Origin of the sequence: Sedimentibacter sp. LTW-03, from assembly GCF_052059825.1 — a bacterium.
GTDB lineage: Bacteria > Bacillota > Clostridia > Tissierellales > Sedimentibacteraceae > Sedimentibacter.
The window spans coordinates 1,789,222-1,813,591 of sequence record NZ_CP197180.1 but is presented as its reverse complement, the minus strand read 5'-3'; the positions used below and the strand labels follow the sequence as shown (position 1 = coordinate 1,813,591).

At 36.3% G+C, this 24,370-nt stretch carries 23 protein-coding genes; 21 read left to right on the top strand and 2 right to left on the bottom strand.

Annotated features, from left to right (window positions below; all coding sequences use genetic code 11):
- The first annotated feature begins 206 nt into the window (after positions 1 to 206).
- The 13 genes from ACS3UD_RS09085 (at position 207) to ACS3UD_RS09025 (ending at position 13,124) form a co-directional block, all read left to right on the top strand.
- Positions 207 to 581, top strand: a complete 375-nt coding sequence (locus ACS3UD_RS09085) for a Lin0512 family protein (protein WP_308139920.1) — start codon at positions 207 to 209, stop codon at positions 579 to 581.
- Positions 581 to 1,582 carry a thiamine pyrophosphate-dependent dehydrogenase E1 component subunit alpha gene (locus ACS3UD_RS09080; RefSeq protein WP_308139921.1) on the top strand — a complete coding sequence of 334 codons (1,002 nt, stop codon included), beginning with the start codon at positions 581 to 583 and terminating at the stop codon, positions 1,580 to 1,582. Before ACS3UD_RS09085 ends, ACS3UD_RS09080 begins: the two co-directional genes overlap by 1 nt.
- A complete protein-coding gene (locus tag ACS3UD_RS09075) occupies positions 1,579 to 2,550 on the top strand; it encodes an alpha-ketoacid dehydrogenase subunit beta (protein ID WP_308139922.1) in 972 nt (323 codons plus the stop codon). Before ACS3UD_RS09080 ends, ACS3UD_RS09075 begins: the two co-directional genes overlap by 4 nt.
- 99 nt (positions 2,551 to 2,649) lie before the next feature.
- Positions 2,650 to 3,645, top strand: coding sequence for an ATP-NAD kinase family protein (locus ACS3UD_RS09070; RefSeq protein ID WP_308139923.1), 996 nt, complete (start codon positions 2,650 to 2,652; stop codon positions 3,643 to 3,645).
- A gap of 44 nt (positions 3,646 to 3,689) precedes the next feature.
- Positions 3,690 to 5,003: a dihydrolipoamide acetyltransferase family protein gene (locus ACS3UD_RS09065; RefSeq protein ID WP_308139924.1), complete on the top strand. Its 1,314-nt coding sequence runs from the start codon at positions 3,690 to 3,692 to the stop codon at positions 5,001 to 5,003.
- An 11-nt stretch (positions 5,004 to 5,014) separates the two neighbouring features.
- A complete protein-coding gene (gene lpdA / locus ACS3UD_RS09060; RefSeq protein WP_308139925.1) occupies positions 5,015 to 6,403 on the top strand; it encodes a dihydrolipoyl dehydrogenase in 1,389 nt (462 codons plus the stop codon).
- A 163-nt stretch (positions 6,404 to 6,566) separates the two neighbouring features.
- Positions 6,567 to 8,564 carry a fructose-1,6-bisphosphatase gene (locus tag ACS3UD_RS09055; protein ID WP_308139926.1) on the top strand — a complete coding sequence of 666 codons (1,998 nt, stop codon included), beginning with the start codon at positions 6,567 to 6,569 and terminating at the stop codon, positions 8,562 to 8,564.
- Positions 8,565 to 8,668: 104 nt separating this feature from the next.
- Complete coding sequence (locus ACS3UD_RS09050; RefSeq protein WP_213927048.1) at positions 8,669 to 9,007, top strand: YtrH family sporulation protein; 339 nt, start codon at positions 8,669 to 8,671, stop codon at positions 9,005 to 9,007.
- Positions 8,995 to 9,489 carry a hypothetical protein gene (locus tag ACS3UD_RS09045; protein ID WP_308139927.1) on the top strand — a complete coding sequence of 165 codons (495 nt, stop codon included), beginning with the start codon at positions 8,995 to 8,997 and terminating at the stop codon, positions 9,487 to 9,489. Before ACS3UD_RS09050 ends, ACS3UD_RS09045 begins: the two co-directional genes overlap by 13 nt.
- Positions 9,490 to 9,734: 245 nt before the next feature.
- The gene (locus ACS3UD_RS09040) at positions 9,735 to 9,899 is read left to right on the top strand and encodes a CPC_1213 family protein (RefSeq protein WP_308139928.1); all 165 of its coding nucleotides are present in this window, start codon (positions 9,735 to 9,737) and stop codon (positions 9,897 to 9,899) included.
- A 190-nt stretch (positions 9,900 to 10,089) separates the two neighbouring features.
- The gene (locus ACS3UD_RS09035; protein ID WP_308139929.1) at positions 10,090 to 11,115 is read left to right on the top strand and encodes an XdhC family protein; all 1,026 of its coding nucleotides are present in this window, start codon (positions 10,090 to 10,092) and stop codon (positions 11,113 to 11,115) included.
- A gap of 211 nt (positions 11,116 to 11,326) precedes the next feature.
- Positions 11,327 to 12,271, top strand: a complete 945-nt coding sequence (locus ACS3UD_RS09030) for an alpha/beta fold hydrolase (protein ID WP_308139930.1) — start codon at positions 11,327 to 11,329, stop codon at positions 12,269 to 12,271.
- Between the two features lie 175 nt (positions 12,272 to 12,446).
- Positions 12,447 to 13,124 carry a Crp/Fnr family transcriptional regulator gene (locus ACS3UD_RS09025; protein WP_308139931.1) on the top strand — a complete coding sequence of 226 codons (678 nt, stop codon included), beginning with the start codon at positions 12,447 to 12,449 and terminating at the stop codon, positions 13,122 to 13,124.
- Between the two features lie 120 nt (positions 13,125 to 13,244).
- On the opposite strand, the gene ACS3UD_RS09020 is transcribed toward ACS3UD_RS09025, so the two are convergent.
- A complete protein-coding gene (locus tag ACS3UD_RS09020) occupies positions 13,245 to 13,664 on the bottom strand; it encodes a hypothetical protein (RefSeq protein ID WP_308139932.1) in 420 nt (139 codons plus the stop codon).
- A gap of 174 nt (positions 13,665 to 13,838) precedes the next feature.
- On the opposite strand from ACS3UD_RS09020, the gene ACS3UD_RS09015 reads away from it, so the two are divergent.
- Genes ACS3UD_RS09015 through ACS3UD_RS09005 form a run of 3 tightly spaced genes read left to right on the top strand, consistent with a single transcriptional unit; the run spans position 13,839 to position 17,188 of the window.
- Entirely contained in the window at positions 13,839 to 14,522 is a 684-nt protein-coding gene (locus ACS3UD_RS09015) for a response regulator transcription factor (RefSeq protein ID WP_308139933.1), read from the top strand.
- Positions 14,522 to 15,997 (top strand): sensor histidine kinase, encoded by a 1,476-nt coding sequence (locus ACS3UD_RS09010; protein ID WP_308139934.1) that lies wholly within the window; start codon positions 14,522 to 14,524, stop codon positions 15,995 to 15,997. The genes ACS3UD_RS09015 and ACS3UD_RS09010 overlap by 1 nt, the downstream gene beginning before the upstream one ends.
- Before the next feature lie 15 nt (positions 15,998 to 16,012).
- Positions 16,013 to 17,188 carry an aldo/keto reductase gene (locus tag ACS3UD_RS09005; protein ID WP_308139935.1) on the top strand — a complete coding sequence of 392 codons (1,176 nt, stop codon included), beginning with the start codon at positions 16,013 to 16,015 and terminating at the stop codon, positions 17,186 to 17,188.
- 47 nt (positions 17,189 to 17,235) lie between these two features.
- On the opposite strand, the gene ACS3UD_RS09000 is transcribed toward ACS3UD_RS09005, so the two are convergent.
- Complete coding sequence (locus ACS3UD_RS09000) at positions 17,236 to 17,853, bottom strand: CAP domain-containing protein (protein WP_308139936.1); 618 nt, start codon at positions 17,851 to 17,853, stop codon at positions 17,236 to 17,238.
- A gap of 436 nt (positions 17,854 to 18,289) precedes the next feature.
- Here ACS3UD_RS09000 and ACS3UD_RS08995 point away from each other — a divergent pair, with 436 nt between their 5' ends.
- From ACS3UD_RS08995 to ACS3UD_RS08975, 5 genes are all read left to right on the top strand, one after another.
- Positions 18,290 to 19,537, top strand: coding sequence for a putative DNA modification/repair radical SAM protein (locus tag ACS3UD_RS08995; protein ID WP_308139937.1), 1,248 nt, complete (start codon positions 18,290 to 18,292; stop codon positions 19,535 to 19,537).
- Positions 19,538 to 19,544: 7 nt separating this feature from the next.
- Positions 19,545 to 20,273 (top strand): TIGR03915 family putative DNA repair protein, encoded by a 729-nt coding sequence (locus ACS3UD_RS08990; RefSeq protein ID WP_308139938.1) that lies wholly within the window; start codon positions 19,545 to 19,547, stop codon positions 20,271 to 20,273.
- A 402-nt stretch (positions 20,274 to 20,675) separates the two neighbouring features.
- The gene (locus tag ACS3UD_RS08985) at positions 20,676 to 22,118 is read left to right on the top strand and encodes an SLC13 family permease (protein WP_308139939.1); all 1,443 of its coding nucleotides are present in this window, start codon (positions 20,676 to 20,678) and stop codon (positions 22,116 to 22,118) included.
- Between the two features lie 129 nt (positions 22,119 to 22,247).
- The gene (locus ACS3UD_RS08980) at positions 22,248 to 23,441 is read left to right on the top strand and encodes a CaiB/BaiF CoA transferase family protein (RefSeq protein WP_308139940.1); all 1,194 of its coding nucleotides are present in this window, start codon (positions 22,248 to 22,250) and stop codon (positions 23,439 to 23,441) included.
- Between the two features lie 17 nt (positions 23,442 to 23,458).
- A complete protein-coding gene (locus ACS3UD_RS08975) occupies positions 23,459 to 24,358 on the top strand; it encodes a hydroxymethylglutaryl-CoA lyase (RefSeq protein ID WP_308139941.1) in 900 nt (299 codons plus the stop codon).
- Positions 24,359 to 24,370 lie beyond the last annotated feature (12 nt).

Below are 24,370 nucleotides of genomic sequence, written 5' to 3'. Positions count from 1 at the left end.
ACTCATTTTGAGACTTCTTTTTATTTATACAGGCTATTTTGCTTGTAAGTATCAATTTGAGAAAAAAGTCTCAAATTGATACTTATTTTGCTTTAAAACTAAATTTATAAAATTCTTTAATTTTGCCATAAGGTTTAAATTTCAACAATATTTAATTAAATTGAATTATGGCATGTTAATTGCTTTATATGTATTCATAATGGGAGGTGATAGCGACGAGCAGGTTTATAATTGAATTTGGTATGGGAATGGATTTTCACGGACAGGATGTAACAAAAGCTGCTGTCAAGGCGGCAAGCGATGCCATATCTAAAAGCTGTCTGGTCGGACTGAGAGAGGTTTGCGGATTTTCTCACGATGACATTAATAAAAAAGTACTTATTGATGTTACGGTTGGAGTAACAAGACCGGAGGAAGTAAAAACTGGAGAGGTTTCAAAGTGCTTTCCTGTGGGAAGAGTGACAGTAAAGGCGGTAAAAGGAGGCTTAAAAACAGAAGGACTTTATTTTGAAGAGTTCGGAGACAAAGATGATTCTATTGAAGTCGCTGTAGCAAGTGTAAAGGTTGAAATCAAAAATTGATGGGAGGTAGTATTTTGAAAATTACGAATGAGCAAGTAAAAAACATGTATGAAACAATGTTAAAAATCCGTAAGTTTGAAACAAGAGCAAAGGATTTATTTGCTGAAGGAAAGGTAGGCGGATTTGTTCATCTGTACATAGGTGAAGAAGCGGTGGCAACAGGAGCCTGTGCCAATCTGAAGGATGATGATTATATAACCAGCACTCATAGAGGGCATGGTCATATAATTGCCAAAGGCGGAGATTTAAAACATATGATGGCAGAGTTGTATCAAAAGGAGACCGGTTATTGCAAGGGCAAAGGTGGTTCGATGCATATAGCTGATGCAACTAAGGGCATACTGGGAGCTAATGGTATTGTTGGTGCCGGTCACAATATTGCAGCTGGAGCAGGACTTGCAATTCAATACAAAAAAACTGACCAGGTTTGCGTGTGCTTCTTTGGGGATGCGTCGACAAATCAAAGTACGTTTCATGAGGCTTTAAATTTAGCCAGTGTTTGGAAGCTTCCGGTAATATTCGTCTGCGAAAATAACGGCTACGGTATTTCGGTTAGTCAGGCAAGGCATCAGGCCATAACCGATGTTTCGGTGAGAGCGTCGGCTTACAACATGCCTGGAGTAACAGTTGATGGTAATGATGTGTTTGCGGTTCATGAAGCTGTAGGTGAAGCTGTATCAAGAGCCAGAAAGGGACAAGGGCCTACTCTCATTGAATGCAAAACATATAGATGGCGAGGACATTTCGAAGGAGACCCTACAGTTTACAGGCCTGAAGGTGAATTAGATATGTGGATTAAGAAGGATCCGATTCCAAAGATAGAAAAATACATGGTAGAGAACAGTATTATGACGAAAGAAGAAATTGACCAAAAAAATGAAGATGTAGACAAAATGATTAATGAAGCAGAAAAATTTGCGGATGAAAGCAGTATGCCGTCACTAAAATCGGCGCTAGAGGATGTTTATACTGATATAGTTGAGGAGGGCAGAATAAGATGAGAAAAATGACTTATGCTGAGGGTATAAGAGAAGGTATGGGCGTTAGGATGAGAGAAAATCCTGATGTATTCCTTTTTGGAGAAGATGTTGGAAAGTTCGGAGGATGCTTTGGAGTTTCAGCAGGAATGTTTGACGAGTTCGGAGAAATGAGAGTCAGAGACACACCTATATCAGAAGGTGCGATAATAGGCGCGGCTGTAGGATCAGCTGCATGCGGCCTGAGGCCTATAGCAGAATTAATGTTTGTAGATTTTGTTACTGTGGGAATGGATCAATTAGTAAATCAGGCAGCTAAAATGAGATATATGTTCGGAGGGAAAATTACGCTTCCAATGGTGGTGAGACTTCCAGGTGGCGGCGGTGCAAGCGCAGCGGCTCAGCATTCACAGTCTCTTGAAGCATGGCTTGCTCATGTGCCTGGATTAAAAGTTGTATATCCGTCAAACGCTCAGGATGCATACGGATTGATGCTAACTGCAATAGACGACGATAATCCCGTAATATTTTTAGAAAATAAAATACTGTACTCCGTAAAAAGCGATGTAGAGGACGAAGTAAAGCCTATACCTTTTGGCAAGGCTGCTGTTAAAAAGGAAGGAAAAGATGTAACGATTATAAGTTACGGAAGACAGGTGCTGGATTCTTTGAAGGCAGCAGACACACTGGCAAAAGAGGGGATTGATGCCGAAGTGATTGACATAAGGAGTTTATTCCCGCTGGACAAGGAATCAATTTTTAAATCCCTTGAAAAAACGCATAAAGTTTTAATTGTGAGCGAGGAAGCTAAACGGGGAGCATTCACCGGAGAAATTGCATCCTTAATTGCTGAAGAATGCTTTTATGAATTAGATGCTCCAATAAAAAGAATAGGATCTTTGAACACACCGGTACCATTTGCTACAAATTTGGAAAGTTATGTCCTGCCTAATGATCAAGATATTGTTTTGGCAGTTAAATCTTTACTTTAGCAAAATTGTGTGACTTTAATCTTTTAAAGTCACACTCTGCATTGTAACAGTATTAAACGGTGTACTATTCCGTTAATTATAGTAAAGGAGGCAACAGGCGTGATTTCAATAGGAATAATAGCAAATCCCGCTTCGGGAAAGGATATAAGAAGGCTTGTCTCTCATGCTACAGTAATTGACAACAATGAAAAAATAAATATAGTGGAAAGAGTTGTATTGGGTGCTCAGGCACTTGGTGTGGAAAGAATCTATATGATGCCGGACTCTTACAATATGGGATACAGAGTCGAGGATAAGCTGAATACATGCAGCGAATTAGAATGTGAAATAAATGTAATAAATATGATGCGCTATGACGGAATAGAAGATACTCTGAAAGCAGCAGAGTACATGGAAAATGCAAAGGTGGGGTGTATTGTTACTTTAGGCGGAGACGGCACAAATCGCGCAGTTGCAAAGGTAATAAAAAATACGCCTGTTATAACAATATCTACAGGAACCAATAATGCTTATCCGGTCATGATGGAGGGGACTGTTGCAGGAATGGCTGCTGCTGCAGTCGCTTCCGGCCGTTTCAATAAAAGCTTATTTGTAAGAAAGGATAAGCGGATAGAAATTTATAAGGATAATGCTTTGAAAGACATTGCTCTTATTGATGCAGTTATATCTAAAGATATATTCGTAGGATCAAAGGCAATATGGAATATGGATAATATTGAAAAAATATTTGTATCCAGATGCCATCCTGCATCTATAGGTTTTTCTTCCATAGCAGGATGTAAAAAAATAATTTTTCCTGATGATGATTTTGGTGCCTGCATTGATATTAATGTAGATAACAGCAAGGTTGCTGCTGCAGTAGCTGCCGGAGTTGTAGTTCCTATTTCAATTTCAGAGCCGACCATACTAGATATAGACGAAGAGTATGAATATACAACGTGCTGCAGAGGTACTATAGCGCTGGACGGGGAAAGAGAAATACAGTTTTCAGAAAATCAAAAGTATGTGTTTAAGATTACCAGAAACGGTCCATATCATGTAAATGTAAAAAAAGCTTTAGAAACGGCACAGTTGAATGGTTTTTTCAGCATATAGCATATACAATGCAGTTCATTTTAAGTTTAAATCAGGAGGAAAATATGGCAAATTTTATAGTAATGCCCAAAATGGGACTGACCATGACGGAAGGTGTCATTTTAAACTGGAGAAAGCAAGAGGGGGATACGATTAAAAAGGGGGACATCATTTTTGATGTTGAAACAGATAAATTAACAAATGAATATGATTCTAAAGCGGAAGGTGTATTAAGGAAAATACTGGTTGAGGAAGGCACGGTTCCGGTTTTGGCGCCTGTTGCAATAATAGGTAACGAGAATGAGGATATAACAGATTTACTTAATCAGGCGAGTGGAACTGCTGAGCCTTCACTTGAAACGGAACAGTCAGCAGAAGTGCAGCCTGAGATTTCTACAGGTTCAATTGATTCTAATAAAGGGGGAAGAGTCAAAGCATCTCCGAGAGCAAAAAAAATTGCCAGGGAATTAGGTGTGGACATTTCATTTGTAAAATCTACCGGTCCTGATGGTTCAGTTACAGAAAATGATGTTAAAAATTATGCGGATAAACTAAAGAACGAATCGAAAAAAGCATCTCCCACAGCTGCTGTTGTGGCATCACAGCTTGGTGTCGATACAAATGAAATAGAAAAAGATACAAGAATAATGAAAGATGACGTTATAAAATACAAGCTCAGCAAGGAATTGACCAAGTATGCAGCTCCTCAGGAGTTCAGAAAACCAATGAGCAGCATGAGAAAGGTTATTGCCAAAAGAATGCTGGAAAGCAAGCAGGTATCACCGACAGTTACATATAATCTAAAGGTTGATACTACTGCTATGAAAAAGCTGAGAGAAGATATTAAGGATGAAATGAAGATTTCATATAATGATATACTTGTGAAAGTGCTGTCTAAAGTACTGCTTGAGTTCCCTGTTTTAAACAGCTCTGTGGACGGAAATGAAGTAGTTACGAGGAATTATGTTAATATGGGTGTAGCTGTGGCTTTGCCTGAAGGCTTGCTTGTACCTGTAGTAAAATATGCCAATGTAAAAGGACTTAAAGAGATTTCGGAAGAGGTTAAGGCCCTTGCATCTAAAGCCAAAAGCAATGAGTTGACATCTGATGATCTTACGGGAGGAACATTCACTATCAGCAATATTGGCATGTATGGAATGGAATCATTCACACCTATAGTCAACCAGCCGGAGGTTGCAATACTGGGAGTTAATGCTATTAACGAAGAAGTAAAGGTGGTTAATGGTGAAATAACAATAAAACCCATGATGAATTTAAGTCTGACAGCAGATCACAGAGTTGTTGACGGAGCGGAAGCGGCCAGGTTTATGGCCAAACTAAAGGAATACATAGAGAAGCCGGGACTTCTTTTATTATAGGAGGTGTGACAGTGAAGATAGCGATATTAGGAGGGGGTCCGGCAGGTTATGTAGCTGCTGTAAGAGCTGCCCAGCTTGGGGCAGAGGTAGTGCTTATAGAAAAGAAAAAGGTAGGAGGAACCTGTTTAAACAGAGGGTGCATTCCTACTAAGGTTTTGCTTCATACGGCAGTTGAAATAGAAAAAGCTAACAATGATTTTAAGGAAATGGGAATTGAAATTGCGGGAGCCAAAGTGAACTGGAAACAGTTGCAAAAAAGAAAAGATAAAATAATAAGCAGGTTAGTAGGTGGAGTAGAAGGCCTATTAAAGAGCAATAAAATTATAAAAATAGCTGGTGAAGGAAGGTTTAAGAGCACAAGAGAAATTATTGTGAAAAATGGATCGGAGGAAACAATTGTCGATTTTGATTATGCAGTGATTGCAACAGGCTCAAAGCCTGCGCGTATTCCGTTGCCGGGAATAAATTTGCCAGGAGTAATAACAAGTGATGAGGTGCTTTCCTTAAATGCTGTTCCAAAAAGCATGGCTATAATAGGCGGAGGAGTTATCGGCACAGAAATAGCCGGTGTTTATTCAGCGTTGGGCTGCAAGGTATCAATAATTGAGATGCTTCCTGACATAGTAGAAGCGATGGATAAGGATATTGTAAAACCTCTAAAGGAAAAACTTATAAGCAGCGGGGTGGATATTTTCCTAAATACAAGGGTAGCATCTATTACAGAATCACAGGATGGCCTTGTGCTGAATGCAGAATCGGCTAATGGCAGCATATCTATTACTGCTGAAAAAGTGCTTTTATCAATAGGAAGAATACCGGTTACAGATAATCTTTCTTTAGACAGTGTAGGAATTAAAACAGACAGAGGAAGAATATCGGTAAATAAAAACATGCAGACAAGCATAGAAAATATATATGCCGTAGGAGATTGTATAGGAGGAGTAATGCTTGCTCATGTGGCATCAGCTGAAGGAATAATGGCTGTTGAAGCTATAATGAACAAAAAACCTCAAATTGATTTTAAAACAACTCCTTATTGTGTCTATACAAGACCAGAACTGGCCGGAGTCGGACTGACCGAAGAACAGGCGATTAAAAAGGGATATGATGTAAGAGTAGGTGCTGTTCCCATGTATATAAATGGCAAATCGATGATAGAGGGAGAAACAGAAGGAATTGCAAAATATATTTCCGATGCAGATACAGGTGAAATTTTAGGACTTCATATTGCAGGACCGAGAGCAACTGATTTAATTGTTGAAGGAGCACTTGCTATAAGGCTTGAAGCTACAGTGGATGAAATTACTTCGACAATACATGCTCATCCAACTGTGGGAGAAATTCTTCACGAAGCAGCTCATGCAGTACATGGAAATGCTATCCACATTCCGAAGAGATAAAGTAATTATGAGAAGGAAAAAGAGGAAACCAGACATTTATGATTTTCTCTTTTTTATTTAGAAAAGCTACTAAATAGTATGACATTTATAATATGTATGGTATAATATAAATATAGATCATGTGAATACTCTAGAAATAAAATATCTTATTAAGGAGAGTGTCATGCAATATTCAATTGAAGACGCGGTTCAGGATTTGAATGAAGAATTGCGGTATTTAAAGCTTTTATCAAAGCAATTTCCAACTATTGCTTCTTGCTGTACGGAAATAATCAATTTGCAGGCAATATTAAATCTTCCTAAAGGAACCGAACATTTTTTATCAGACATACATGGTGAGTATGAATCGTTTAACCATGTGTTAAAGAACGGATCAGGCAATATAAAACGAAAAATTACCGAGGTTTTTGGTGAAATAATGAGTGAAAAGGATATAAAAAGTCTGGCTACACTTATATATTACCCTGAACAGAAGCTTGAAATTATACGTAAGCAGGAAGAAAACATAGAGGAATGGTATAAACTTACTATTTACAGGCTTATAGTTGTAAGCAGAAAGGCTGCCTTCAAGTACACAAGAATGAAGGTAAGGAAGGCTTTACCAAAGGAGTTTGCATATATAATCGAGGAACTCATGCACAAGGGCCCCGAAGAATATGACAAGGAAGAATACTACTGTGAAATAATAAACTCCATAATAAAAGTTGGAAGAGCCGATGAATTTATTGTTGCTATGTCTAAGCTGATTCAAAGGCTGGTCATTGACAGACTACATATTGTAGGCGATATTTTTGACAGAGGTCCGGGTGCAGAAAAGGTTATGGATACACTGCTGAACTATCATGCTGTGGATATTCAGTGGGGAAATCATGATGCGCTGTGGATGGGCGCTGCAGCAGGTCATGAGGCATGTATAGCGACAGTTCTGAGAATATGTACCAGGTATGCTAATCTTGATACTGTAGAAGATGGATACGGAATTAATCTGCTTCCGCTTGCTACATTTGCACTTGAGTTTTACGGAGACGATGACTGCGTACAATTTAAACCTAAAGTGGAAGGAAATACTGATTTTAAGGATAATCAGCTTAAACTTATAGCAAAAATGCATAAAGCTATTTCAATTATACAGTTTAAGCTTGAAGGCGAAGTAATAAGAAGACGTCCGCATTTTGGCATGGAAGACAGGCTGCTGCTTAATAAAATAAATTTCGAGGACGGAACGATTGATTTGTGTGGCAGCACGTATAAATTAAATGATACTAATTTCCCAACGGTAGATCCAAAAAATCCGTATCTCATTACAAAAGAAGAAAGAGAAATAATTGATAAATTAAAATCATCATTTTTAAATAGTGAAAAACTTCAAAAACATATAAGGTTTCTGCTGGCTAATGGAAGCATGTACCTGAAGGTTAATTCAAATCTTCTATATCATGGATGCATTCCTGTGAATGAAGACGGAACATTTAAAAAGGTAAGAATAGGATCATCGGGAAAAGAATACAGCGGCAAAGCTTTTTTTGACAGACTTGAAATCTTAGTCAGAGAGGGATATTTTCATAAGAACAATCTTGAAGGAAAACTTTACGGAATGGATATGACATGGTATCTTTGGACCGGTCCTGACTCACCGCTGTTCGGTAAGGATAAGATGACTACATTTGAAAGATATTTTATTGATGATGTTAAAACTCATAAGGAAAAGAAAAATGCATACTTTAAGCTTGAAGACAGTGAAGAAATGTGCAGCTTGATATTTAAAGAGTTCGAATTGAATTCAGATTCTTCCCATATTATTAACGGTCATGTGCCTGTTAAATTTAAAAACGGAGAAAGTCCGTTAAAGGCTAATGGAAAGCTGCTGGTTATTGATGGAGGTTTTTCAAAAGCATATCAGGGAACAACGGGTATTGCAGGATATACGCTTATATATAATTCATACGGTTTGATTCTTGTATCTCACGATCCATTTGAATCTACTCAAAAAGCAATTGAAGAGGAAAAGGACATACATTCCACAACGATAGTTTTGCAAAAAGAGGTTGAAAGAAAAAGAGTGGGTGATACAGACAACGGTGAAGAGCTTAAGGAGCAAATAAAGGATCTGCAGATGCTTTTAGATGCTTACAGGATAGGGATGATAAAAGAGCAGAGCTAGAAATTCTGTATTGATAAATAAATTGTATAAATAGAACCATAGTATCATAAAGACATTTAATCATACATACCTTGTAAAAAGAAATATAAAGGTATGGTGATTAAATGTCTTCTTTTTATATAAGTGCCATTCACAATTTTTTGACTGCATTTGGTGTGGTTGTAGGAGCAAGTTTATTTTCAGGATTGGGAGCTGTCCTTTCAAACCAGCCGCCGTACAAAATTATGGTTGAGACGGCAAACTCCATAAAAATATGGGCAATAGCAGCGTCCTTGGGAGGAACATTTGCATCATTTACGGTAATTGAAAAAGGGATATTTGACGGCGAAATACGCACGTTAATTAAGCAGCTGCTTTACATATTGATTTCTCTGACAGGCGCTAATGTGGGGTATGAATTTATCAGGCTGCTTCAAAGGTGTGGTATAATATGGGGAAGATAAAGCAGAAGGGGTATCCTTTTATAATATGCTTCATGACAGGCCTGCTGTGGGGAGTAATACTGGGAGCAATATCCATAAGCCTGCTTGTAAGCTATAGGATGGATTCGTTTTATGAGAAAATTGCGTATCTTGAAAATACAATAGCTGATAAAGATGAAAAGCTTGCAAAGCTGGAGAAGTCTATAAATAATAAAGAGACTGTTCTGAAAGACGTTGAGATTGTATTGGAGTTTACTGACTTCAACGAAGAGCAGATCCACCAAATTAATAGTATGGAAATTGAAAAATCCATCAAGGAAAAATACAGATCTTTGCTGGGAAAGGAAATTAAAGGACTGGATGCGGAGATACTTTTTCAGGTTATAAATAAAAGGATATTAAGGCTTGGTGGGACAGAGTATCAATTGACTGTGAACAAGTTAGTTCTGACTGATATATTAAAATTATGGGTTCAGGTGTCTAAAATAGAAGTAGAATCCTAATTCAATATAGTTATTTGTATATAAGCAAAAAAATATTTTTTTATATTTTTAATTTGCTTATGAAAATGCAGTTAAAAAATTAATTCATTGGAAAAATAATATATGTATCAAACTAAAGTTTAAGGTAAAAATAAGACTACAGAAATAAAAGTGCTAATAAATTTTTAAGCAACACCACATAGAACATTGTATATAAGAAAGACACATATCACACTTTTATTTTAACCGTTATTCAGGAGACTTATATGACAGACAACAAAATGAAAAGCACAAGAAATAACAAAAAGCATGATGGTAAATTCCGCTCTAAGCATATTACGCATAATCCTCAAGCGGAAAGTGCCAGAGCAGTATTTGGATTAAAAGATGATAATTATCAGGATAGAGTTGATCATCAAAATGAAAGGTAGCTGCAGAAAGGCTGTTGCGAAGAGTAACAGCCTTTTTTTATTGTGAAATTTATGGCAAAACTTAGTGATGAACGGCATGATATCATTGACTTGTAATGAATGAAGATATATAATTTAAGAATAGAATAGTCTATTTTAAGCCAAAGGCTTTCTAAGTACGGAATTAATAAAAACAGGGCAGGTGTGAATTATGGAATTTTATAAAATTTTACAGGATCTTGACAGCAGCAAGGACAACGTGGTTTTTACATATTTGACAGGCAAAAATAAGGGAGCAAAGCTGATTTTATCAGATGGTGAAAAAATATATTCTGAATCAAATGATAGCGTAGATTGGAAAAAAGCGGCTGAGTCCATGCCTGTAAATAAAAAAAGTCAGACTGTTTTAGTGGATGGTGAAAAAATATACATTGAATTTTTAAGAAAGAGCTACAGTGCAGTAGTGTGTGGGGCTGGTCATGTTTCAATTGCGATAATTAAAATGTGCAATCTCATGGATTTACCAGTTACAGTAATTGATGACAGAATGATTTTTACAAACAATGCAAAGGCGGCTGGAGCTGACAATGTTATGTATGAGCCATTTGAGGATGCATTGGACAAGATTGAAGGTGACAGCGGAACGTTTTTCATAATCGTTACCAGAGGACACAGATATGATCAAATGTGTCTGGAAAAAATTATTAACAAAGAAAACGCATATATAGGAATGATTGGCAGCAGACTTCGCGTAGGCAAGGTGCTTGATTATTTGGAAGAAAAAGGAGTTCCCAGAGAAAAGCTTGACATGGTTCATACTCCTATTGGATTGAAAATAGGTGCAGAAACACCTGCTGAGATTGCTGTTTCTATAATGGCTGAGATAATAGAAATAAAAAATAAGAAGTCAGGAATGAGCTCATTTGATAAAGAGCTGGTAGATGCAATATCCGGTGAAAAGTTAAAAAACATCCCAAAAGCCGTAGTAACAATTGTTTCAAGAAAGGGTTCTTCGCCGAGAGACGTAGGGACTAAAATGATTGTGTGCAAGGACGGCACAATGATCGGTACTATCGGAGGAGGCTGCGTTGAGGCTGAGCTAAGACAAAAGGCGTTTAACGCTCTAGACGCTCAAAGATGCGAGTTGGTCAAGGTGGATATGACAGGTCAGGAAGCCGAGGATGACGGAATGGTCTGCGGTGGCATAATCGAGGTGTTTATAGACCCTATTATGTAATAACAATTGTAATGCAAGCTGTTTAAAAATTTAATCGGCTTGCATTTTTATTTTATACTTCCAAAGCTCAATTTTTTACTTTTGTTGATGAAATTAGTAGATATGTGGCGAATCGTAATTTCTAGTGACAGCATAATAATTATATTTATTGAAAATTTTATTGATTTAATATATAATTCCTTGTAAAAGAGGAAATTAAGAGGAGAAAAATATGTCAACGGAAGAGTTTTGTTACAGCTCATCAGACGGAAAAACTAAAATACATGCGGTTAAATGGGTGCCCGAAGGTGAAATTAAGGCTGTAATGCAGATTTCCCACGGAATGCTTGAACATATAGAAAGATATGACGAATTTGCCGGATATATGGCGGAACATGGGGTACTTGTAGCAGGCAACGATCATCTGGGGCATGGAAAGTCTGTCTTAAGCGAAAATAACAGAGGTTATTTCGGAGAGGGCGGAAGCAGATTTCTTATTGAGGATATGCATAAACTGATGAATATTTTGAAAAATGACTATCCTGATTTACCATTTTTCATATTGGGTCACAGCATGGGGTCATTTCTCACCAGACAGTTTATAAATTTGTACGGGAACAAAATTGATGGAGCAGTAATTTCAGGAACAGGTCAGCCTCCGTATTGGGTTATAAAGTCTGGGATTTTTATTACTAAATTTATAGCTTCATTTAAAAGTTGGAGATATAGAAGCAGATTTGTAAACTATTTGTCGGTTGGCAGTAACAATAAGAAATTTAAACCTAGCAGGACAAAATTTGATTGGCTCACAAGAGATGATGATAAGGTTGACGAATATGTTTCAGACCCGAGAATAAGTTTTATATTTACCCTGAACGCATTTTACAATATGTTTGAAGTTATGATTTCTATGAATGAAAAAGAAAGAATTGAAGCCATTCCCAACAATCTTCCGTTGATATTTATATCCGGAGATAATGATCCTGTGGGCAAATTCGGCAACGATGTGAGAAGGGTGTCAGGATTATATAGACAGTTTGGTAAGAAAAATATTTCGGTAAAAATATATAGTGGAGACAGGCATGAAGTCCTGAACGAATTGGACAGAGAGCAGGTTTACGAAGATGTTTTGATGTGGATGGATGAACTTTTTGCAGAGAATGAGTCTATGCACTGATTAGCTATACATCTAAATGTGTATTGACAGCCGGAGCGCAGCAGGAGTTTAGAAAGCAGTAGATATATATGCCAAGATGGTTCATTTCATGGTAATACTCTATATTTTTAATATATTGTTGATTAATTGTGTCAGTAAGTATAATATTATATATAATAATAATTGGGGTGATATTATGCTTAATGAAATTGATCTTGAATATTTAGAATACAACTTACCATTTTGGAACAATCTTGACAAATCGGAAAAAGCTCTGATAAAAAACAATACTACAAAAGTATTTTATGATAAAGATGAAATTTTGCATAGCGCAGAAAACGAATGTCTTGGCCTGCTCCTTATTCAAAAGGGAGGCCTGCGCGTCTATATAATGTCTGAGGATGGAAGAGAAGTTACGTTATACAGGCTTTCAGAAGGAGATACCTGTGTTTTGTCGGCGTCATGCATATTAAATAATATAACATTTGACGTTATGATAAACTCAGAGACAAAAACTGAAGTTCTGCAGCTGAATGTAGGAACATTCAGTCAGCTTAACAATCAAAACATATATGTTGAGAATTTTGCTTACAAGAATACAGTAGAAAGATTTTCGGACGTAATGTGGGCTATTGAGCAAATTTTATTTATGAGCTTTGACAAAAGGCTTGCTACATTTCTTATAGACGAAATTGCTAAAAATAGAACAACAGATATAAGCCTTACACACGAGCAGATAGCAAAGTATCTTGGCAGTGCTAGAGAAGTTGTTTCAAGGATGCTCAAAACTTTTGAGTCCCAGGGAATACTTAAGTTGTCCAGAGGATTGATACGTGTTACGGATAAAGAAAAACTCAAAGAAATGGTAATATAAGCAGAATAGTAATTATTTCAATATGATTATTTATATCTAAAACAAAGCCGTAAGATAGAAATAGCTCTTACGGCTTTGTTATATTATAATATTTGATTGTGTTTCTTTAAACTTTCTATTCTATCGAATCCTTCCGTATCCTCTACCTTGGCCAAATCCATTTCCATAATTGCAGCCCATACGACCGCCACCGATGCCATAACCATCACAGTATTCCGTTCTTTCGAGAATACCTGAATATATTTCATCAGCTTCTTCCTGTGTTAGATAACCATTGGCAACTCTTTCGTCAAGTAAACTTTTTTTACCTTCCAGCATTTCTGTATTGAATTCTTCCCACACTCCCTCATCAGATGCCAGCTGACCGAATGTCTTGCCAGATTCGTATCTTAGATCTATTGCTTCATCTACGGTTTTTTCTGTTAACCCCGCAAAAATTTCAGCCGGTGAACCAGTTGTGAATGCAAATGCAGTTACGGAAGTTATAGCCAAAGTGAATGCTGCTACTCCTGCAAGTATAATTTTTTTAGATTTTTTCATTTTTTGTACCTCCATTTATTTTGTTTTGTTCTATGTAATTAAGATAACCTATAATTATGGCGAAATTTTGTCAAAAGTATTTATTTTTTATGAAAATTAATTTTAAAAAGACATAAATTAGTCACACATTTATTTTAATATGGTATAATTATCAAAACAAAATGAGGTGATTGTATGCCAACAATTCTGATTGCAGATGACAACAGACAGATAACTTCAATTTTAAAGGAGTATGCTCTAAGCGAAGGATTTGAAGTCAAAATAGCTTATGACGGAAATTCAGCTGTGGAAGCATTTGATAAATATGCTCCGGATATTGTATTACTTGATGTAATGATGCCTCAAAAGGACGGATTTGAGGTCTGCCGTGAAATACGCAAAAAGTCAAATGTACCTGTTATTATGATAACTGCCAGAGGAGAGGATTTTGAAAAAATTATGGGACTTGATATAGGAGCGGATGATTATATAGTTAAACCGTTTTCTCCTGGTGAAGTCATGGCAAGAGTAAGGGCAATTATGCGCAGGATATTTTCTGATGATAAGGTGAACAAACAACTGATAACATATTCAAACCTGGTAATTGATATGGACGATTACAATGTAACGATTAATGATGAGAAAGTATCATTAACAAAAAAAGAAATAGAAATACTTTGGACGCTTGCTTCAAGTAAAAATAAGGTTTTTACCAGAGAAAACCTGCTTAACAGCTTATGGGGATATGATTATTACGGAGATAACAGAACTGTTGATTCCCATATAAAAAGGCTGCGTTCAAAGCTTGATGAATTTGAACACGATGGTTGGGAAATAAAAACCATATGGGGTGTGGGATATAAATTTGAGGTGAGATAATGAAAAATAAAATTGCGTTTAAGCTGACTATATATTTTTCTGCAGCCCTTATTGTGTTTGCTGTCATAATAGGAATAATTTTTATCAGTCTATTTAAAAATAATACAGTAGATTTGCATAAAACGGAAATGGAAAACAGGGCACTGACAATTGCGGATACAATATCTGAACTGACTGAAGGCTCGGGGTTAGATTTCGGGGGTATGCATGGGAAAATGGGCATGAATGGTATGATGACCATGAGAGGCGGAATAGGAACATATCTGAAAAATATAGATGATATTGCAATGGCTGATGCATGGATTGTAGATGAAGATTTGAACTTGCTCACAACTGGAACTATGGCACATATGAATTACAGTTATGCTGACCTGCCTGAAGATGCGGATTCAGTAGTAAGAGAAGTGTTTAATGGAGTTACAACGTTCAGCGAGGGATTCAGTGATCTTTTAGATTCGCCTACTATTACTGTGGGAACACCTATTAAGTCAGGGAATGAAATTATTGGAGCTTTACTTTTACATTCGCCTGTAAAGGGGATTGATGAAGGTGTTAAGGAAGGATATAAAGTATTAGTGCTGAGTATTCTTGTCTCCCTTGTTTTATCCATTATTCTGTCAACGGTACTTGCGGTTACATTTGCAAAGCCTTTAAAAAATATGAAGGATACAGCATTTAAGCTTGCTCAAGGACAGTATTCCGCAAGGACGGAAGTAAATCAGAACGACGAAATTGGAGAGCTTGCAAACACTTTGGACTGGTTAAGCCATAAACTTTATCTAGCAAGTCTTGAGAGCGAAAATCTTCAAAAGCAGAGGCAGGAATTCATATCCAACATCTCACATGAACTTAGGACGCCAGTAACAGTTATCAGGGGATCTCTTGAAGCTTTGTGCGATGGTATAATTAAGGATCCGGAAAAAATATCGGAGTATTACATGCAGATGCTCAGTGAAAGCAAAGGGTTGGAAAGGCTGGTTAATGATCTGCTTGAGTTGTCAAGGCTTCAGAATACAGACTTTAAAATAGAAACAGAAGATGTTAATATATTTGATATTTTAGAAGATGTTGTACGAAGTGCTTCAAAAATTGCACAGCGCAAAAACATTAAAATAGAGTACGTGCATGATACGAATTTGTTTATTATTAACGGTGACTACGGGCGTCTTCGACAGATGTTCATGGTTGTAGTAGATAATGCAATTAAATTTTCTAAGGAAAATGAAACGGTCAGCATTAATATGGAAAAACAAAAAGTAATTATAAAAGATACAGGTATCGGTATTTCAAAAGAAAATCTTCCTCATATATTTGATCGTTATTTTAAAGATGAATCAGACAACAACAAGACAGGAACAGGACTGGGGCTGACAATTGCAAAGCAAATAGCATTAAGGCATGGCATTAGCTTAACAGCAGCCAGCGAACAAAATAAAGGAACGAGCTTTATATTTGACTTATCAGATGTGAAGTAAAAAGTGAAGGTGTATATGCTTACTAGAACAAACATAAAAAATGGTGATGAACTTTCAATACTTGGCTTTGGCTGCCTTCGGTTGCCATCGAATGAAACTGAAGCAATCAGCCTGATTCGAAGTGCAATTGAGCAAGGTATAAATTATTTTGATACTGCTTACGTATATCAGGCAGGGAAAAATGAAGTGCTATTAGGTAAGGCTCTGACTGACGGATACAGAGAAAGGGTGAAAATTGCGACTAAACTTCCTCCTTACATGGTAAATAGTTTGAACAGAGCAGTAAAAATATTTGAAACACAGCTTGACAGTCTGAGAACTGAATGCATAGATTACTATCTGCTTCACATGTTAACTGACAAGGCAATGTTTGACAAGATGGTATCACTGGGTGTGATGGAATGGCTTGAGGAAGAAAAGAAAAAAGGAACTATTAAAAACCTGGGCTTTTCTTTCCATGGGAGCAAAATAGATTTTGAAATGATTGTAAAGTCATATGACTGGGATTTTTGCCAGATACAGTACAATTATATGGATGAGTATAACCAGGCCGAGAGATCAGGGTTGGAGCTTGCTTATTCACTGAATATACCTGTAATAATAATGGAACCTCTGAGAGGCGGAAAGCTTGTTACAAATCTTCCGGAAGAAGTTATTTCAGCGTTTAATGACTTTGATGAAAAAAGATCTCCTGCAGAATGGGCACTTAGATGGGTGTGGAATCACAAAGAGGTTACAGTCGTGCTGTCAGGTATGAATGCTGAAAGCCAGCTTGCGGAAAATATAGATACGGCCCAATCAGCACATGCTGGTTCATTATCTTTTGAGGAGCTTAGGGTGTATGATGAGGTTAAAAAAATAATGGCTGAAAAAACTAAAATTCCATGCACAGCCTGCGGCTACTGTATGCCTTGTCCTCACGGGGTAAATATACCAGGGTGTTTTTCTGCATACAATGATAAATATTTGCTATCAGGTAAAAGATTTAGATGGAAATACGTACAGACGCTTGGTGGATTTTCTTCAAAGTCGGCATTTGCATCACAATGTGTTGAATGCGGAAAATGTGAAGTTCATTGTCCTCAAAAAATAGAAATAAGAAAAGAATTGAAAAATGTCTCTAAGGAAATGGAGGGAATATTGTTCAGACCAATCATAAAAATAGCAAGAAAAATGCTAAGAATTAAATAAAGCCACAAGCAGCATATGCTACTTGTGGTTTTTAAATACATTGTAGATTAATTTGTGAACATCTGTGTCCAATATGGTGTTCCGTTTGAATCAGTAACATATCCAACGCCTATTTTTCCAAAGTTGGTTGAAAGTATGTTTGCTCTATGACCTTCGGAATTCATCCATGCGTTAACTACCTGTTCAGGTGTATTTTGGCCTGATGCTATATTTTCACCCCATGCTGACCAGTTAATTCCAAAGTTTCTTAACATGTCACCGGCACTTCCGTATGTGGGAGACTGGTGAGCAAAATAGTTGTTATCGGCCATGTCCTTTGATTTAGCTCTTGCTACATTAGAAATAGATGAATCCAATACCAAAGGGTTAAGTCCGTTTTTTTCTCTCTCAACATTTACTAATTGTACAACTCTCTGCTCATAGCTCGAATTTGAAGATTTAGTAGATGAATTTGCAGTTTGTTTAGTTTCTGCCTGTGAATTTTCAGCAGGTTGCTTTTGTGCGCTAGATTCCGCTTGATTATAATCTGTATTCGTATAATTAATATTATTATTAAACAAGTCATAGAAATTGAAGTTAAAAGCGTTCATATCAGCTGCGAAAGCAGTATTTGATGATAGTGCTAAAATTGTTGCTAAAGTTAATGCTAAAATTTTATTTCTCATTATATTCTCCTTTTGTTTTATATAATTACCCCTAACCTTAACGAACGTAATCTATTTTGATATTATCCTTTCGTTGTGAATAAATTATAGCATGTACAATTATGAAATGTAACCCTCAAATACTTGAACAGTTGGAAAATATGACAAATATATTACACAATTATCAACTGAAAATAAATATTACAAGTTTATTACAAAATTCTAAGTGTTTGACCTAGAGGCACAATGTTTGTATTTCAGCATTTATTATAATTTTGAAATGCAAAATACAATATAAAATAACTTTTATATAAAATAATATTTTAACAAATGATATATACATCAGCATATACAACAAAACCAAGCAAATAATATTCGAACAAATGTTTGACAAGCAAATCATATTGTAGTATTATTGAGTAAATTACTTTACTGATTAATAGGTGCGTGGTGAAATATGAATGAAAGCTTGTTTAATAAACTAAGAATATTGTCAGATGCCGCAAAATATGATGTTTCATGTGTTTCAAGCGGGGTTGAAAGAAAGAATAAAACAGTAGGGGGAATAGGGAATGCTTCGTCTGCCGGTATATGCCATGCTTGGTCGTCAGACGGCAGATGTATTTCTCTGCTTAAGATTTTACTTACAAATGATTGCATCTATGACTGCAGCTACTGTCTTAACAGAGTGACGAATAATACTGAAAGAGCAACTTTCACACCCGAAGAGGTTGCCGAGCTGACAATTCAGTTTTACAGGAGAAACTATATAGAAGGATTATTTTTAAGTTCTGCTGTGGAGAAAAGTCCCGACCATACAATGGAAAACATATATAAAGTTTTGGAACTACTGAGATATAAATATAATTTTTGGGGTTATGTGCATGTTAAGGTTATTCCGGGAGCAGATCCAATGCTTGTTCAAAAAGCAGGAATGCTGGCAGATAGAATGAGTGTTAATATAGAGCTTCCCACAGAAAAAAGTTTAAGAGCGCTTGCTCCTCAGAAAAAAATTGAAAATATTATTAAACCTATGTCAGTAATAAATAATGAAATAACCCGCACAATTGAAGATGAAAAATTTTTTCGCAGCACACCTAGATTTGTGCCGGGAGGGCAGTCCACACAAATGATTATTGGGGCAACTCCGGATAGCGACAAAACCATCCTTGGATTGTCACAGAATTTATATGATAGATTTAATATGAAGAGAGTTTTCTTTTCTGCATACATTCCTGTGATTTCATCGCCCAATCTGCCGGCTATAAGCACAATGCCACCTCTTTTGAGAGAACACAGGCTTTATCAGGCAGATTGGCTCATGCGCTTTTATTATTTTAATTGTGAGGAATTATTTACGGAAACCGACCAAAATCTCGATTTGGATTTCGATCCTAAAATGATGTATGCACTTAGAAATTTGAACAGGTTTCCCTTAGAAATTAATAAGGCTCCTTACGAAGAACTTCTGAGAATTCCCGGACTTGGAGTAAAGAGTGCCCAAAAAATTGTTAGAGAAAGGAAAAATGCGCAACTGTCCTATGATTCGCTAAAAAAAATGCGCACAGTTTTAAAAAGAGCAAAATATTTTATAACTGTTAAAGGAAAATACTATGGGAATGTTAAATTTGATCCTGAGATTATAAAAACGGAACTGAGAAGAATGGAAGTTCAACAACAGCTTTCAATTTACGATTTAATATAGGTGTACTATGGATTATTTATATGATGGGACTTTTGAAGGATTGCTAACCTGTATCTATTATCATTATAAAAATGAGGCGGCCTCAGGAATATATGAAATTTCAAAATATCAGCATTCAATGCTGAATGAAAGCGAAGTGATTGAAACTGATATATTAAAGGCATCGATTGTGTCGGAATCGATATTGAAAAAAATTTCCAGAGAAGCATATGTTGATATATATTATTGCTATTTGTCTTTTTTGGAAAATAAAGAAAATTATATACTTGATTTTTTAGTATTTGCTTTTAAATATGGTAAAAACACAATGAATTTCTATACTCATGATAAGGTTCTTCCTATAAAAGAGGCTTCTCTTAAGGTTACCAGAGAGGTTCATAGATTTCTTGGAATTTTACGCTTTTCAGATATTGATGGAATTCTTTTTGCAAAATTTTCTCCCGACAATGATGTATTATTATTAGTTGTTGATCATTTTGCAGATAGATATAGATTTGAGAAATTCTTAATTTATGATGAGAAAAGAAAAAAAGCTGCAATATATGCTGATGAAACATGGGAAATCAAGGAAAACATTAATATAGAAAGTATTGAATATTCTGAAGACGAAGCAATGATTCAAGGGTTGTGGAAGCAGTATTTTACAGACATGGCAATTAAGGAGAGAAAGAATTTTAATTTGCAGTTTCAATTTGTTCCTGCCAGATACAGAAAAAACATGTCTGAATTTAAATGAACATAAGAAAAGTTCAATTTTTTATTTAGAAAAAGTTGTGACTTTTAGATGAATATGCTTTTATTTTGAAATGAAAATAAGTATGCAATAAAGTTCATGCAACAAATAAGCTAAAAACATGAAACATAATGAAACGCGGTAGCAACAACATGAAACAATGCCGTGCTTTTTTTATTATTATATTTTAAAAAAATCTTTTATAAAAATTAAAACATGGCAGTTATAAATATTTATTTGTTGAAAAATCAATGATATATTAAAATATAAAAAATAATTATTTACGTTGGCATGAGGTTTGCTTATAATATTTTGTACTTGCTTGTACTACAGTTTTATAAATGCGCGTTTATAAAAAACTTATTAAAATTTATTACTAATAACTAAGAAAATACGGAGGATTCAATGGGTGAATTTAAAGTTAGGAAAATAGGTCTTATAGCGGGAGTTATTTTAAGTGCTATATTGTTAGCAATGCCTGCTCCGGCAGGTCTGACAGTTTTAGGTCAAAAAGTATTGGCGGTATCAGTGCTGATGATAGTTTTTTGGATGACGGAGGCAATACCGATTCCAATGACTGCGTTATTACCCATATTACTGTATCCGCTTCTGGGGATTACAGGATCAAAGGGTCAAAACGAAATTGAACTATTCAGGCATTATGCTTACCCGACAGTATATCTGGTGCTGGGAGTTGGATTTTTAGCTTCTGCAATGCAGAAATGGGGATTGCACAGAAGAATGGCACTTGGAATTGTAAAAAAAGTGGGAAGTAAGCCAAGCAGAATTATTTTAGGATTTATACTTGCAACGGCATTTATATCAATGTGGATGTCAAATACTACCGCTACAGCTATGATGCTGCCGGTTGCAATATCAATAATCGCAACAATGGGTGATCAAATAACCGGAGGGTTTAAAAAAGCATTAGTTCTTGCTATACCGTTTGCGGCTACTTTGGGAGGTATTGCTACTGTAATAGGTACAACTACCAACCCTACAGGAATAGGCATAATTCAAGAAACTCTTGGATTGGAGATCAGCTTCCTGGAATGGATGAAGATAGGGCTTCCGTTTACAGCTATTATGCTTCCGGTAGTATGGATTTATCTTCGTAAATTTTATAAAACAGACAAAATGGAAGATATAAACATAGATGTTGTAAACAATGAATATGAAGCATTGGGACCTATGAACAAAGGAGAAAAGCTGACAGCAGTAGTTTTTGCAGTTTCAGTTCTCTGCTGGGTTACCCGCTCTCTCTGGAAATCATATATACCGTTTGCTACTGATGAAACAATAGCAATAGCTATAGCAATTTCAACAATGGTTATTCCGGTTGATTACAAAAAAGGAGTATATCTTCTTGAAGGTAAGCAGGCATTATCAGAAGCACCATGGGGGACAATGCTGCTGTTAGGCGGTTCAATGGTTATGGGAAATGCCTTTACGGATGCCGGTGTTGCAAAATGGGTTGCATCTAACCTGGGAGCACTCAGCAGTATGTCGCCTATAGTGATTATTATTGCAGTAGGTTTAGTAACTGCAATACTTACGGAAGTTACAACAAACGCAGTTGTTGTTGCGTCTTTCCTTCCTGTCTTGGCAGGTATTGCAAAAGGAATAGGAATGGATCCGCTTCAGCTGATGCTGACTTGTATGATTGCATCAAACTTTGCATTCATGCTTCCTCCTTCAACACCTCCAAATGCAATTGCTTACAGTACAGGTGCATTTGAAATATCAGATTTAATGAAGGCAGGCCTTGGATTAAAAATAATAGGACTAGTTTTATTCCCGCTTATAATGTATTTTATAACGTTTGGTTTATTGGGCGTAGGAATGTAATAAATAAATCATGGAGCAGGGGTACCTGCTCCATATCCTTGAGATTAGAGAGAAAATTTAATATCAATAAAAAATAAAATTTGTACAATAAACATTGACAGAAAGATTATTTGTAAAGGAGAAATAAAGATGAGCAAAGGAATATTAGACGGTGTAGTAGTACTTGATCTGACAAGAGTTTTAGCAGGACCTTACTGCGGAATGATGCTTGCTGACATGGGTGCTACCGTGTATAAAATAGAGCAGCCTAAGAAGGGGGACGACAGCAGAGCTTTTGGCCCGTTTATCAATGGTGAAAGCGCGTACTACATGAATTTAAACAGGAATAAACTTGGAGTGACTTTAAATCTAAAAGCGCCTGAGGGAAAAGAAGTTTTTAAGAAGATGGTTAAAAAAGCTGATGTGGTAATTGAAAATTATCGACCTGGTACAATGGAAAAACTTGGTTTGGGTTATGAAACACTGAAAGAAATCAATCCCGGAATTGTATATGGATGTGTCAGTGGTTTTGGACATTACGGACCCTACAGCCAAAGAGCAGGTTACGATATAATCGGACAGGCAATGGGTGGGCTGATGAGCACAACAGGATGGCCTGGAGGACAGCCTACAAGGACAGGAACAGCAATGGGAGATGTATTAGGCGGACTTGGATGTACAATAGGTGTTTTAGCTGCTGTGGTAAATAAAATAAAGACCGGAGAAGGGCAAAAAGTTGATGTTGCTTTGGTTGATTCAGTTGTATCTTCATTGGAAATAATTACTCAAATATATCTTGCAACTGGAAGAATTCCAGAAAGAATAGGAAACAGATATGAATCTGCATATCCTTATGATTCATTTAAGGCTAAGGACGGTGATGTAATAATAGGCTGTGGAAATGACAAGCTTTACAAACTTTTGGTAGAAGCTATGAATCAAGAAGAACTGGTTAATGACGAAAGATTTGCAACAAATGCATTGAGAGTTAAAAATCATGAGTTACTGAAGCCTATTATTGAAGAGTGGACAAAAAAATTTGAGGTAGATGAAATAGTTGAAAAGTTATTAAATGTAGGAGTTCCTTCATCTCCGATAAATACAATAGATAGAGTTGTTAAAGACCCTCACATAGCAGTTGCCAGAGAAATGTTCGTCGAAGTTGAACACCCTGTAGCCGGGAAGACCACATTGACTGGAGAGCATATAAAATTTAGTGATAAAAAAGCTGAAATAAGAACGCCTGCACCAACACTTGGACAGCACAATTTTAATGTGTACGAGGATTTTATAGGCTTAAGCGAAGAAATAATTAAAGAATATATAGACAAAGGTGTATTCTAACAACAAAGGAGCATATTATGAATAAAGTACAAATTGTAGAAGTAGGGCCAAGAGATGGATTTCAAAATCTTAAGGACTATATACCTGTGGAGACGAAGCTTAAAGTTATTGATGATTTGATTGAGGCGGGTGTTAAGTCAATGCAGCATACGTCCTTTGTAAGTCCTAAAGCAATCCCTCAGCTTAGAGATGCGGGAGAAATATCAAAAATACTGTTGGAAAAATATCCGGCATATGATTTTTTTGCATTAGTACCAAATCTGTATGGTGCAAGAAAAGCTTATGAATTAGGGCTTAGAAAAGTATCATATGTGGTATCGCTGAGTGCAAGTCACAATAAAGCAAACATAAATAGAACTCATGACGAATCATTTGCTGAGTTAAAGACAATCATGGACAACTACAAGGATTTAGATGTCTGCGTAGATGTTGCCACAACATTTGGATGCCCGTTTGAAGGCAAGTATTCAACTGATACGGTTCTAAGGTTTTTAGACCGGATTGCAAAAATGGGTGTAAAGGAAATGTCTTTGGCTGATACAATTGGAATTGCCAATCCGAAGCAGGTAAGAGAAATTGTAACAGCAGCAGTAAAAAAATTTCCCGAAATAGAATTTCAAGTGCATATTCATGACACAAGAAATATGGGTATGGTTAATACATTGACTGCTATTGAATCAGGGATAACAAAGGTTCAATCTACTCTTGGCGGATTGGGAGGCTGCCCTTTTGCACCGGGAGCTTCAGGAAATACAGCAACAGAAGATTTGGCATACATGCTGAGTGACATGGGATATGAAACTGGAATTGATGTGGATAAACTTATTGAAGCTGCAAAATATGAAAAAAGCATCATATCCGGAAACTTTAGCGGACACCTTGTAAATATACAAAAAGGAACACAATGCATTAACTAATATAAATTGCGG